Genomic DNA, 14,587 nt, shown 5'->3' on the forward strand with positions numbered 1-14,587 from the left:
CCGCCGTATACTTTTGCAAGTACGTTAGTGATTGCTGCAGTTAGTGTAGTTTTACCGTGGTCAACGTGGCCGATTGTACCAACGTTTACGTGCGGTTTTACGCGTTCAAACTTTTCTTTTGCCATCTTAAAAAATTCCTAATAAAGAAATTAAAGCCTGACTCACTATTGAGCCAGACAAGCTAAAATTATATAACAGCGCGAGCTGAAATTATTGTATCTGCGACATTTTTAGAGGCTTCAGCGTACTTCACAAACTCCATAGAGTATGAGGCACGGCCCTGTGTTGCAGATCGTAAAGCAGTTGCATAACCAAACATTTCAGAAAGAGGAACTTGCGCATTAATTTGCTTAAGTCCACCTAATGCATCTTCCATGCCTTCGATTATGCCGCGGCGACGGTTTAAGTCGCCAACTACATCACCCATATTTGAATCAGGAGTGAGTACTTCAACCTTCATTACTGGCTCTAAAAGTACAGGGTTAGCTTCAAGCGCCCCGTTTTTCATTGCCAGTGAACCTGCTATTTTAAATGCCATTTCATTCGAATCTACATCATGGAATGAACCATCATATAAAGTCGCTTTAACGCCAAGTAATGGGTAGCCTGCCAGTACACCTTGAGACATTTGCTCTTGGATACCTTTGTCTACCGCAGGAACGAATTCTTTAGGAACTGAACCACCTACGGTTTCGTTAACGAACTCGTAAATTGGTGACTCATCATCCGTAATATCCATCGGTTCAAGTTTAATCCAAACGTGTCCATATTGGCCACGACCACCTGACTGACGTATAAACTTCCCTTCAACCTTAACAGTTGAACGAATAGCTTCTCGGTATGAGACCTGCGGCTTACCAACGTTACATTCAACACTGAATTCACGTTTCATACGGTCGACGATGATATCTAAGTGAAGTTCACCCATGCCAGAGATTATAACCTGGCCTGATTCTTCGTCAGTTTGTACGCGAAAAGAAGGATCTTCAGCAGCTAGTTTACCTAGTGCGATACCCATCTTATCTTGGTCAGCTATAGTGCGGGGCTCAACCGCAATAGAGATTACTGGTTCTGGGAATTCCATACGCTCAAGCGTAATAATAGAATTCGGATCACACAGTGTTTCACCTGTTGTTACGTCTTTAAGACCAATAGCTGCCGCGATGTCGCCTGCGAAAACTTCTTTGATCTCTTCACGAGAGTTTGAATGCATCTGTACGATACGGCCAAGTCGCTCACGCTTACTTTTTACTGGATTATATACCGTGTCACCCTGTTTAACAGTACCAGAGTAAACACGGAAAAAGGTCAAGGTTCCAACAAACGGGTCTGTTGCAATCTTAAATGCGAGTGCAGCAAACGGCGCTTTATCATTAGCTGGACGTTCTTCCTCAGTACCATTTTCTAAGATACCTTGGATTTGTTTCACTTGCTCTGGTGACGGCATATATTCAACAACGCCATCAAGCACAGCTTGAACGCCTTTGTTTTTAAATGCGCTACCACAAGTAACTGGAACAATCTCATTTGCTAATGTTCGTTGGCGTAAAGCATTTTTAATTTCTGCTTCACTTAACTCTTCACCTTCTAAGTATTTATCCATTAGTTCTTCTGTTGCTTCAGCAGCGCTTTCAACTAAATGAGCGCGCCATTCTTCAGCTAATTCCAGAAGTTCTGCCGGTATTGCCTCATAAGAGAAAGTCATACCCTGGTCCTCTTCGTTCCAGTTAATCACTTTCATTTTTATAAGGTCAATAACACCTTTAAAGTCGTCCTCAGCGCCTACAGGCAACTGAATTGGAACAGGCGTTGCTCCAAGACGAGATTTCACCTGGCTGACCACTGCTAAGAAGTCTGCGCCCGTGCGATCCATTTTATTTACGAAGATCATTCTCGGAACTTCGTATTTGTTCGCTTGACGCCAAACTGTCTCAGTTTGCGGCTGTACACCAGATGAAGCACAAAGAACAACTACCGCACCATCTAGTACGCGTAAAGAACGCTCTACTTCGATAGTGAAATCTACGTGTCCTGGAGTATCAATAATATTGATACGATGGGCGTCAAATTGAGCATCCATCCCTTTCCAAAAACACGTTGTTGCAGCAGAAGTGATTGTGATACCACGCTCTTGTTCCTGCTCCATCCAATCCATAGTTGCAGCGCCATCATGTACTTCACCGATCTTATGAGAAAGACCTGTGTAGAACAGAACACGTTCTGTTGTGGTGGTTTTGCCTGCATCTACGTGAGCAACAATACCTATATTACGATAGCGCTCAAGTGGAGTTGTACGTGCCATATGATCCTCTTAAAGGTTAAAGACAGATTACCAACGGTAATGAGCGAATGCTTTATTCGCTTCAGCCATACGGTGAACGTCTTCACGTTTCTTAACCGCAGTGCCTTTATTATCAGAAGCGTCAACGATTTCTTGAGCTAAACGTAAGCCCATAGATTTTTCGCCACGCTTACGTGCAGCGTCTACTAACCAACGCATACCTAATGCGTTACGACGAACTGGACGTACTTCAACTGGTACTTGATAAGTTGAACCACCAACACGGCGAGATTTAACCTCTACCTGTGGACGGATGTTATCAAGTGCAGTTTCAAAGATTTCTAGGTGCGACTTGCCTGATTTCTCAGCAGCCACGTCTAGCGCACCATAAACAATTTTTTCAGCAGTAGATTTCTTGCCGTCTAACATCACGATGTTAACGAATTTAGCAAGAAGTTCCGATCCGAACTTAGGATCTGGAAGAATTTTACGTTGACCGATTACGCGTCTTCTAGGCATTTTGTATCTCCGGTTTATTCAGGTTTGCTCTTTCGAGTCAATCACCCAAAACAATAATTATAAATATTTAGTGCTTGGCCTTACTAACGGAATACAATTACCCTTTAGGGCGTTTTGCACCGTATTTAGAACGAGCTTGACGACGATCGCTAACGCCTGCACAGTCAAGTGCACCACGAACAGTGTGAAAACGCACACCTGGTAAATCTTTAACACGACCACCACGGATTAGGATTACACTATGCTCTTGAAGGTTATGACCTTCACCGCCAATGTATGAAGTTACTTCGAAACCGTTAGTTAAACGTACACGTGCTACTTTACGTAACGCCGAGTTTGGTTTCTTAGGTGTAGTTGTATATACGCGAGTACATACACCGCGCTTTTGCGGACACGCTTTTAGTGCAGCTGAGTTACTTTTCGTAACCTTGCTACGGCGTGGCTTACGCACTAGCTGGTTAATAGTTGCCATTTAAATAGCTCCTGAAATTAAAATTACTACTGAAAAAAATAAAAAAATCCGCCCTTTATTTACGAGCCTGCATTAAGCACACAAGTAAATGGGTGGCGGAATTTTAATGAGCAAAGTTTAACCTGTCAACCTAAACTAATCGTAAGACAGCATATAACTGCCTTACGATCACTTAATCTATTGATTAAGAACAGTTTATTGATTTCCAGACAAATCAGCATTTAGTGCGTCTGTAAGTGCTTGAGTCGCCTCTTCTGCACTTACTGTTTGCTCTTCTACTACTACTTTGCTTTGTTTACGGCGAGCCATACGTTCTTGATGATACGCAAAACCGGTACCGGCTGGGATCAAACGACCCACAATTACGTTTTCTTTAAGACCGCGAAGCTCATCGCTCTTACCATTCACTGCCGCATCTGTAAGAACACGTGTTGTCTCTTGGAAAGACGCTGCAGAGATGAAAGATTCTGTTGCTAGTGATGCTTTTGTGATACCCATTAACTGGATTTCAAACTTAGCTGGTATCTTACCTTGTTTTTCAAGGTCACGGTTTGCGATATTAACGCGCGCCACTTCGATTTGTTCACCGGCTAAGAAGTCAGTATCACCGCCGTGCATAATGGTACATTTACGTAACATTTGACGGATAATTGTTTCAATGTGCTTGTCATTGATCTTAACGCCTTGCAAACGGTAAACCTCTTGCACTTCGTTAACGATATAGTTAGCAACATGAGTCACACCACGTAGGCGTAAGATGTCATGCGGTGATTCAGGACCATCGGCAATAACTTCACCTTTAGACACTTGCTCACCTTCAAACACGTTAAGTTGACGCCACTTAGGAATCATCTCTTCGTAATGATCACCTTCAGCTGGAGTAATAACTAAACGCTTCTTACCTTTAGTCTCTTTACCGAAGCTAATTGTACCAGTTACTTCAGCTAATATAGCTGGATCTTTTGGCTTACGAGCTTCAAATAAGTCGGCTACGCGTGGTAGACCACCCGTGATATCACGAGTTTTCGAACCTTCTTGCGGAATACGTGCTAACACGTCACCTGGGTTTGCTGTAACGCCGTCAATAACTTCAATCGTAGTGAATGAAGGAAGACGTGTTTCTTGCAGACCGCGCTCTTCACTTTCAATGATAAGCTTTGGTTCTTTCGTATTTACTTTAGCAAGATCTTTTACAACTACACGGGTTAAACCGGTTAGTTCATCAGTCTGTGCTTCAGTATTTGAATCATCGATATCGCTGAACGATACTTTTGACTTATGCTCAAGAACGATTGGGTGACTATGCGGGTCCCAAGTAGCGACGATGTCATTACCTTGAACTTCTGCATTGTCTTGCACTGTTAGTACCGCACCGTAAGGTACTTTATAACGCTCTTTCTCACGACCATGACTATCGATGATAGTAATTTCCGTAGAACGAGAGGTAATAACAATCTTACCGTCTGTGTTTAATACGTACTTAGAGTTATGAAGTTTTAATGTACCGTTAGTTTTAACTTGTACATTATTTTCTGCAGATGCTCTAGATGCCGCACCACCGATGTGGAAGGTACGCATTGTTAACTGTGTACCCGGCTCACCGATTGATTGAGCCGCGATAACACCCACTGATTCACCAGCGTTGATGATGTGACCACGTGCTAGGTCACGACCGTAACAGTTAGCACAAACACCAAAGTCATTATCACATGTGATAACAGAACGTACGCGAACTTCATCTACTGAGTGCTCTTCTAAAAGGTCACACAGTTTTTCGTCAAGCATAACATTACGTTCAACAAGTACAGTATTAGTACCTGGAATTACAATATCTTCAGCAACAACACGACCTAGAACACGTTCGCGAAGTGCTTCTACAACATCACCACCTTCAATAAGCGGTTTCATTGTTAAGCCATCTTCTGTGCCACAGTCATCTTCATTGATTACCAAATCTTGTGCAACGTCTACTAGACGACGCGTTAGGTAACCCGAGTTTGCTGTTTTAAGTGCTGTATCGGCAAGACCTTTACGCGCACCATGCGTTGAGATGAAGTACTGAAGTACGTTTAGACCTTCACGGAAGTTAGCTGTGATTGGCGTCTCGATGATTGAACCATCTGGACGTGCCATTAGACCACGCATACCCGCCAACTGACGAATCTGTGCAGCACTACCACGAGCACCTGAGTCGGCCATCATAAACACTGAGTTAAATGACGGTTGCTCTACTTCTTCACCTTTTGCATTGATAACTGTATCTTTTGACAAGTTAGCCATCATCTCACGTGATAAGTTTTCGTTTACACGTGACCAGATATCGATAACTTTATTGTACTTTTCACCAGCCGTTACAAGACCTGATTGGAATTGTTGGTTGATTTCAGTCACTTCAGCTTCAGCTGATTCAATTATCTGTGCTTTAATCGGTGGGATAACTAAGTCATCAATACCGATAGAAACACCTGACTTCATTGCATAATGGAAACCGGTGTACATAACTTGGTCAGCAAAGATAACTGTATCTTTAAGACCTAGACGACGGTAACACTCATTCAATAAGCCAGAAATCTGCTTTTTACCTAGCGGCTGGTTGATTGACGCAAACGGCATGCCTTTAGGTAAAATTAGAGACAGAATTGCACGACCAACAGTTGTATCGATAACAGTCACAGTGTCTTCTACTATGCCGTCTTCGTTTTTAACTGATTGGCTAATACGTACTTTCACGATTGCGTGAAGGTCTGCATTGCCGCTGCGGTATGCTTTTTCTGCTTCTTTTGGATCTTTAAATATCGCGCCTTCGCCTTTAGCGTTAATGCGGTCACGAGTCATGTAATAAAGACCCAATACAACATCCTGTGAAGGAACGATGATTGGCTCACCATTCGCAGGAGATAGAATGTTGTTTGTTGACATCATTAAGGCACGAGCTTCAAGCTGTGCTTCGATTGTTAACGGTACGTGTACCGCCATTTGGTCACCATCGAAATCGGCGTTGTAGGCCGCACATACTAATGGATGCAAATGAATCGCTTTACCTTCGATAAGCACAGGTTCAAACGCTTGGATACCCAAACGGTGAAGTGTTGGTGCACGGTTAAGTAATACTGGATGTTCACGAATTACTTCGTCAAGTACATCCCATACTTCCGGAACTTCACGTTCAACCATCTTCTTAGCTGCTTTGATTGTCGTAGCCATGCCGCGACGCTCTAATTTGCCATAGATGAATGGTTTGAATAACTCTAGTGCCATCTTCTTAGGAAGACCACATTGGTGAAGCTTAAGTGTAGGACCTACTGTGATTACAGAACGGCCTGAATAATCTACACGCTTACCAAGTAAGTTCTGACGGAAACGACCTTGCTTACCCTTGATCATATCAGCAAGAGATTTAAGAGGACGTTTGTTAGAACCTGTAATTGCACGACCACGACGACCGTTATCAAGTAGCGCATCTACCGCTTCTTGTAACATACGTTTTTCGTTGCGTACAATAATGTCTGGTGCTGCTAAATCTAGTAGACGCTTAAGACGGTTATTACGGTTAATAACACGACGGTAAAGGTCGTTTAGATCAGATGTCGCAAAACGACCACCGTCTAATGGTACTAATGGACGTAGATCAGGTGGCAATACTGGAAGTACTGTCATGATCATCCACTCAGGGTTATTACCTGATTGGTGGAACGATTCCATTAACTTAAGACGTTTAGTGATTTTTTTACGCTTAGTTTCAGAGTTAATTGTTGGTAACTCTTCACGCATCTCAGCAATTAATTGAGCAAGATCAAGTTCACGAAGCAAGTCTAAAACTGCTTCAGCACCCATCTTCGCTTCAAATTCATCACCGTGCTCTTCTAGTGAATCTAAGTATTCTTCTTCACCTAATAGTTGACCACGCTCAAGCGTTGTCATACCAGGCTCAGTTACTACGAATGATTCGAAGTAAAGAACACGTTCAATATCACGAAGCGTCATATCTAGCATTAAGCCAATACGTGACGGTAATGATTTTAAAAACCATATATGTGCAACTGGGCTCGCAAGGTCGATATGACCCATACGATCGCGTCGCACTTTAGTGAGTGTTACTTCAACGCCACACTTTTCACAGATCACACCACGGTGTTTAAGGCGTTTATATTTACCACATAAACACTCATAATCTTTCACTGGGCCGAAAATACGGGCACAGAATAAGCCGTCGCGCTCAGGCTTGAAAGTACGGTAGTTAATAGTCTCAGGTTTCTTTACTTCACCGTATGACCATGAACGAACCATGTCTGGTGAAGCAAGACCAATGCGAATTGCATCGAATTCTTCGGTCTTATTTTGTTGCTTCAGAAACTTAAGTAAGTCTTTCACCTTAGCTCTCCTGTCGGAGTTAATCTTGAGGACGGATAGTCTCGTCCCTACATTCTATTCAGCCATAACAGATGCTGCAGCGTTAACTGCAGCATCTAATTGGCTTAATTTTCTTCCAACTCGATGTTGATACCCAGTGAGCGGATTTCTTTCAACAATACGTTGAACGATTCTGGCATACCTGGTTCCATTTTATGGTTACCATCAACGATGTTTTTATACATCTTAGTACGACCGTTCACGTCATCCGATTTCACTGTTAGCATTTCTTGTAGAGTGTAAGCAGCACCGTAAGCTTCAAGTGCCCATACTTCCATCTCACCAAAACGCTGGCCACCGAACTGTGCTTTACCACCCAGCGGCTGCTGAGTAACAAGGCTGTAAGAACCAGTAGAACGTGCGTGCATCTTATCGTCAACCAAGTGGTTAAGTTTAAGCATGTACATGTAACCAACAGTTACTTGACGTTCAAACTGATCGCCAGTACGGCCATCATAAAGTGTAACCTGACCACTTCGAGGATATCCACCAAGCTCAAGCATGTCTTTGATTTCGCTTTCTTTCGCGCCATCAAATGCAGGAGTAGCTATTGGTAAACCACCTTTTAAGTTTTCAGCTAGACGACGAATTTCGTCATCAGTGAAGCTAGCAATGTCTACAACTTGGCGAGATTCACCAATTTCGTAAGCTTGCTTGATGAATTCACGTAGCTCATGAAGCTCACGTTGTTCTTTCATCATCTCTTCAATACGTTCACCGATACCACGTGCAGCAAGACCCATATGTGTTTCAAGGATCTGACCGATGTTCATACGCGATGGTACACCTAGTGGATTCAATACGATATCTACCGTACGACCTTTGTCATCGTAAGGCATATCTTCTACTGGTACGATAGTCGAGATAACACCTTTGTTACCGTGACGACCCGCCATTTTATCACCCGGTTGGATGCGACGTTTAACAGCTAGGTATACTTTAACAATCTTAAGTACGCCTGGTGCTAAATCATCACCTTGGGTAATTTTACGACGTTTGTTTTCAAACTTTTTATCGTATTCAGCTTTAAGCTCATCGTACTGTGCAGCTAGTTGCTCAAGCTCAGCTTGCTTGTCTTCTTCAGCAAGGCTTTGCGTAAGTACTTTTTCAGCATTAAGAGATGCAAGTTTATCTTCATCAAAACCAGCAGCTATAAGTAGCTTGCGTGCACGGTCTAAAACGCCTGCTTCTAAAATACGGAACTCTTCGTTGAAGTCTTTCTTCGCTTCGCGAAGCTGCATGTCTTCAACTTCTAACGCACGTTTATCTTTTTCAACACCATCACGGGTGAAAACTTGCACGTCAATTACAGTACCAGTTACAGAGTTTGGTACACGTAAAGAGCTGTCTTTAACGTCAGACGCTTTTTCGCCGAAGATAGCACGTAGTAGCTTCTCTTCAGGTGTAAGCTGTGTCTCGCCTTTAGGAGTCACTTTACCTACTAGGATATCGCCGCCTTTAACTTCAGCACCAATATATACAACGCCTGATTCATCAAGCTTGCCTAGCGCAGACTCACCCACATTCGGGATATCTGCAGTGATCTCTTCAGGACCTAATTTAGTATCACGGGCAACACACTGTAGTTCTTGAATATGGATAGTCGTTAGACGATCTTCTTCAACTACGCGCTCTGATAACAAGATTGAATCTTCGAAGTTGTAACCGTTCCATGGCATGAATGCCACGCGAAGGTTTTGACCAAGGGCTAAGTCACCTAAGTCAGTCGAAGGACCATCTGCTAACACGTCACCACGAGTAACCGGTTCGCCAACCATACAAGTTGGTTTTTGGTTAATACATGTATTTTGGTTAGAACGTGTGTATTTGGTTAAATTGTAGATGTCGATGCCCGCTTCACCAGGGATGCGTTCTTCTTCATGTACATTTACAACGATGCGACTTGCGTCAGCATACATTACTTCACCACCACGTTTAGCAACGATAGTTACACCAGAGTCTTTCGCTAGTGTTAACTCAATACCAGTACCTACTAACGGTTTATCCGCTTTCAATGTTGGTACTGCTTGACGTTGCATGTTTGAACCCATCAATGCACGGTTAGCATCATCGTGTTCTAGGAACGGGATAAGTGCTGCCGCTACAGAGATCACCTGTTGTGGTGATACATCCATATACTGCTGGTCCATGCGACCCATAAAGGTAGATTCACCTTTGTGACGACATGGAATAAGTTCATCAACAAACTCATTGGTTTCAGTTAAGTTTGAGTTCGCCTGTGCGATAACAAACTGACCTTCTTCAATGGCTGATAAGTAATCAACTTCATCAGTTACAACACCATCTACCACTTTGCGGTAAGGTGTTTCTAAGAAACCGTAGTCATTTGTACGTGCGTACGTAGACAACGAGTTAATTAGACCGATGTTTGGACCCTCAGGAGTCTCGATTGGACATACGCGACCATAGTGAGTTACGTGAACGTCACGTACTTCAAAGCCTGCGCGTTCACGAGTTAGACCGCCCGGACCTAATGCAGAGATACGACGTTTATGCGTAACTTCTGATAGTGGGTTATTTTGGTCCATAAACTGTGATAACTGAGACGAGCCGAAGAACTCTTTAACCGCTGCCGAAATAGGCTTAGCGTTAATAAGATCTTGTGGCATTATCGCGTCAAGGTCACCTAAGCTTAAACGCTCACGTACAGCACGTTCAACACGTACTAGACCAACACGGAATTGGTTCTCAGCCATTTCGCCAACACTACGTATACGACGGTTGCCTAAGTGATCGATATCATCAACATCGCCTTGACCGTTACGAATAGCAATTAATACTTTCATAACAGACACGATGTCTTCTTTGCTTAATGTGCCTGGGCCTGTGTCTGTATCGTAACCAACACGGCTATTGAACTTCATACGACCTACAGTAGATAAGTCATAACGCTCTTCAGAGAAGAACAAGTTCTGGAATAAAGCTTCAGCCGCGTCTTTTGTCGGTGGCTCGCCTGGGCGCATCATGCGGTAAATTTCTACTAGTGCTTCTAAACGGCTGCTTGAAGAGTCAATGTTCAATGTATTTGACATGTAAGCACCGCTGTCCACTTCATTGATATATAACGTATCAATTTTAGTGTGACCGGCTTTAACCAATTCAGCCATTAGCTCTAGAGTTAGCTCGTCATTTGCATTTGCAATAACTTCACCAGTTGATTCATCAACATAGTTTTTAGCTACAATACGGCCAATGATGTACTCATGTGGTACTTCTAATTGCTTAATGCCTTTCTTCTCGATGCTCTTGATGTGGCGAGCCGTAACACGACGACCGCTTTCAACAAATACTTCACCGTCTTCGCTCTTGATATCAAAAGCGGCAGTTTCACCACGTAAACGCGAAGGTACAAGTTCCATAAGAACTTTACCATTCGTTACTTCAAACGTAGTGTTATCGAAGAACATATCTAGGATTTCTTCGCTAGAATACTCTAGTGCACGTAGGATGATAGACGCCGGTAATTTACGACGGCGGTCAATACGTACATATAAGTTATCTTTTGCATCAAATTCGAAGTCTAACCATGAACCACGGTAAGGTATAACGCGTGCGTTATATAATACTTTACCCGATGAATGGGTTTTACCGCGGTCGTTATCAAAGAATACACCAGGGCTACGGTGTAGCTGAGAAACGATAACACGCTCTGTACCATTGATTACAAAAGTACCGGTATCTGTCATGAGCGGAATTTCGCCCATGTAAACTTCTTGCTCTTTAATGTCTTTAACTGTGCCTGGTGCTTCTTTGTCCATAACAACAAGACGCAGTTTCACGCGAAGTGGAGCAGAATAAGTCACACCGCGAATTTGACATTCTTTTACATCGAAAACTGGCTCACCAATACGGTAACTTACGTATTGAAGCTCAGAATTTCCCGAGTAGCTTTTAATAGGGAACACAGAACGGAAGGCAGCTTCCAAACCATGATCGCCATCAGCGTCCGGCACTAAGAATTTTTTAAACGATTCTAACTGTGTAGACAGTAAAAAAGGTATATCCAAAACTTGTGGACGTTTACCAAAATCCTTACGGATACGTTTCTTTTCAGAATAAGAGTAAGCCATGGGGTTCCTCAGCTTGCTGATCTTTGACCCGACCTGTTCTTGTAAGAACAGACTTAACTGGCAGCTATGCCAAGATTTTACAACATTTAACTGTTGTTCTAATTAGATCCCACTTTAACACTAGCAAACTATAAAGCGTTGAAAGTAAAGAAAAAATCAGATTTTATTTGAACTAAAAGAGTGCATCACTCTATAGCGCAAAAAGGCCGGTGATTAAATAATCACCAGCCCTTGCCTGATTTCTCAGGCAGCGAACTTAGCAAAAGCTAAATTACTTAACCTCAACTTCAGCACCAGCTTCAGTAAGATCTTTTGCAAGTGCTTCAGCTTCTTCTTTAGATACACCTTCTTTAACAGGTGTAGGAGCAGCTTCAACAAGAGCTTTCGCTTCTTTAAGGCCAAGGCCAGTTGCGCTACGAACAGCTTTGATTGCAGAAACCTTGTTAGCGCCAGCGCCAGTAAGGATTACGTCAAATTCTGTTTTCTCTTCAGCAGCTTCAGCAGCTGGACCAGCTACCATTGCAGCTGCAGCAGTTACGCCGAATTTTTCTTCCATTGCTTCGATAAGAGCAACAACGTCCATTACTGACATTTCAGCAATTGCGTCAAGGATTTGGTCTTTAGATACAGACATTACAAATTTCCTAATAATTAACGGACATTAAGTCCAAATAAATTTTACACCGAAAGTGAGATTAAACAGCTTAAAATTAAGCAGCTTGCTCTTCTTTCTGTACACGTACTGCTTCAATTGTTTTACACAATTTGCCAGCAGACGCTTCTTTCATAGCACTCATTAAGCGTGCAACAGCTTCATCGTATGTAGGTAATGTAGCAAGCATTGCTGCATCAACAACATTTCCTTCAAAAGCGGCCGTTTTAAGCTCGAATTTCTCATTCTTTTTCGCGAAATCTGAAAAGATACGCGCAGCAGCACCTGGGTGCTCTGATGAGAAAGCGATTAAGCTTGGACCAACAAATGAATCAGAAAGACACTCAAAATCTGTTCCTTCAAGAGCACGTTTTGCTAAAGTGTTACGGACAACTTTCATCCAAACACCATTTGCACGAGCTTCTTTACGAAGGGCAGTAATTGCGCCAACTGTTACACCACGAGAATCTGCAACAACTGCAGATAGAGCACCATTGGCTGCTTCGTTGACTTCAGCAACTATTGCTTTTTTGCCTTGAAGATTTAAAGCCATGGGTGTTACTCCTGGTTTAATGGGGGTACCGATTATCGGATTCCCCTGTTCTACTCTTCCCTACCAAACAAGGTAGAGATGCTTTTTACGGCGAGAGCCAGAAGGATTAGGAAAAATCTATCTGGGGTCTACACCGTCTACGTAGGTGAATATTAAGGCCGAAGCCACCTACGGTCTTGGACGGAAGCCCAATTTATCGTTAACCCCGAAGGCTTAACGAAATTATGGACTTCAACCCGAATTCTTTACTTTGCAAATTAATAAATTAATCAACAAAATGGCGCGAAATTATAGTACAAATTTCACGCCATGTAAACACTCAATTAAGCAACAATAGTGCTTAAAGTGTTTTGGTCAACAGAAACACCTGCGCCCATTGTTGTAGAGATAGTTACTTTCTTCAAGTAAACACCTTTAGCTTGAGAAGGTTTAGCCTTCTTAAGCGCAACAATTAGAGCTTCAAGGTTTTGTTGTAACTGCTCTGCAGTGAAATCAACCTTACCAATAGTAGTATGGATGATGCCATTTTTGTCATTACGGTAACGTACTTGACCTGCTTTAGCATTTTTAACTGCTTCTGCAACGTTAGGCGTTACAGTACCAGTTTTAGGGTTTGGCATTAGACCACGTGGGCCTAAGATTTGACCTAGTTGACCAACAACACGCATAGCGTCTGGTGATGCAACAACAACGTCAAAGTTCATCTCGCCTTTTTTAACTAGTTCAGCAAGATCTTCCATACCTACTAATTCAGCACCGGCTTCTTTTGCAGCTTCTGCATTAGCGCCTTGTGTGAATACAGCAACACGAACGTCACGACCAGTACCGTTAGGTAGTACAGTAGCACCACGAACGTTTTGATCAGATTTACGAGCATCGATACCAAGGTTAACGGCAACGTCAACACTTTCTACGAATTTAGCTGTCGCTAACTCTTTTAAAAGAGCAACTGCTTCATTGATTTCGTAATCTTTAGTTACTTCCACTTTTTCGCGGATAGTACGCATACGTTTAGTTAATTTAGCCATTTCTTAGTCCTCTACGTTCAAGCCCATCGCACGCGCAGAACCTGCGATAGTGCGAACCGCTGCGTCCATATCGGCAGCTGTAAGGTCAGTTCGTTTTGTCTCAACAATTTCTTCAAGTTGAGCACGAGTTACTGTGCCTACTTTATCAGTGTTAGGACGGCCTGAGCCTGACTTGATACCAGCAGCTTTCTTAAGTAAGTAAGCAGCAGGTGGCGTTTTCATGTCGAACGTAAATGAACGGTCACCGTAAACAGAGATCACTACAGGAACTGGAGCGCCTTTTTCGATAGACTCTGTACGTGCGTTAAACGCTTTACAGAATTCCATGATGTTTACACCGTGTTGACCTAGTGCAGGACCTACTGGAGGACTAGGATTAGCCATACCAGCGGCAACTTGTAGCTTGATTAGAGCTTCAACTTTTTTAGCCATTATAAATACCTCATTTGGTGGGTCTCAGCCTTGTGCGCGCGAGGACGCGTACTCTAACGGCTTCCCAGTTTAAAAATTGGTTTCGTACTTTTTGTACAGTAAAAAATAAATTTTACCTTAATACAAAAAGGCCGCTGATTATAAGTTAA

The 14,587-nt window shown here is 42.8% G+C and carries 10 protein-coding genes; all 10 read right to left on the reverse strand.

What is annotated here, in order from left to right:
• Nucleotides 1-125: GTP-binding protein (locus tag H5072_RS02445; protein WP_033023824.1), on the reverse strand; the 125-nt coding region annotated here is incomplete at its 3' end.
• A gap of 62 nt (nucleotides 126-187) precedes the next feature.
• Nucleotides 188-2,302, reverse strand: a complete 2,115-nt coding sequence (fusA, locus tag H5072_RS02450) for an elongation factor G (RefSeq protein WP_182692564.1) — start codon at nucleotides 2,300-2,302, stop codon at nucleotides 188-190.
• A gap of 27 nt (nucleotides 2,303-2,329) precedes the next feature.
• A complete protein-coding gene (rpsG, locus tag H5072_RS02455; protein WP_010555004.1) occupies nucleotides 2,330-2,800 on the reverse strand; it encodes a 30S ribosomal protein S7 in 471 nt (156 codons plus the stop codon).
• A 97-nt stretch (nucleotides 2,801-2,897) separates the two neighbouring features.
• Nucleotides 2,898-3,272, reverse strand: coding sequence for a 30S ribosomal protein S12 (rpsL, locus tag H5072_RS02460; protein ID WP_002958885.1), 375 nt, complete (start codon nucleotides 3,270-3,272; stop codon nucleotides 2,898-2,900).
• A gap of 195 nt (nucleotides 3,273-3,467) precedes the next feature.
• A complete protein-coding gene (rpoC, locus tag H5072_RS02465; RefSeq protein ID WP_002958884.1) occupies nucleotides 3,468-7,643 on the reverse strand; it encodes a DNA-directed RNA polymerase subunit beta' in 4,176 nt (1,391 codons plus the stop codon).
• Nucleotides 7,644-7,747: 104 nt separating this feature from the next.
• Nucleotides 7,748-11,773, reverse strand: a complete 4,026-nt coding sequence (rpoB, locus tag H5072_RS02470) for a DNA-directed RNA polymerase subunit beta (protein WP_138488388.1) — start codon at nucleotides 11,771-11,773, stop codon at nucleotides 7,748-7,750.
• 271 nt (nucleotides 11,774-12,044) lie between these two features.
• Entirely contained in the window at nucleotides 12,045-12,407 is a 363-nt protein-coding gene (gene rplL, locus H5072_RS02475) for a 50S ribosomal protein L7/L12 (protein ID WP_002958882.1), read from the reverse strand.
• 76 nt (nucleotides 12,408-12,483) lie between these two features.
• Nucleotides 12,484-12,978 carry a 50S ribosomal protein L10 gene (gene rplJ / locus H5072_RS02480; protein ID WP_002958881.1) on the reverse strand — a complete coding sequence of 165 codons (495 nt, stop codon included), beginning with the start codon at nucleotides 12,976-12,978 and terminating at the stop codon, nucleotides 12,484-12,486.
• Between the two features lie 323 nt (nucleotides 12,979-13,301).
• Nucleotides 13,302-14,006 (reverse strand): 50S ribosomal protein L1, encoded by a 705-nt coding sequence (rplA, locus tag H5072_RS02485; RefSeq protein WP_002958880.1) that lies wholly within the window; start codon nucleotides 14,004-14,006, stop codon nucleotides 13,302-13,304.
• A 3-nt stretch (nucleotides 14,007-14,009) separates the two neighbouring features.
• The gene (rplK, locus tag H5072_RS02490) at nucleotides 14,010-14,438 is read right to left on the reverse strand and encodes a 50S ribosomal protein L11 (protein WP_002958879.1); all 429 of its coding nucleotides are present in this window, start codon (nucleotides 14,436-14,438) and stop codon (nucleotides 14,010-14,012) included.
• Nucleotides 14,439-14,587 lie beyond the last annotated feature (149 nt).

Source organism: Pseudoalteromonas sp. SR45-5 (assembly GCF_014163565.1).
GTDB lineage: Bacteria > Pseudomonadota > Gammaproteobacteria > Enterobacterales > Alteromonadaceae > Pseudoalteromonas > Pseudoalteromonas distincta.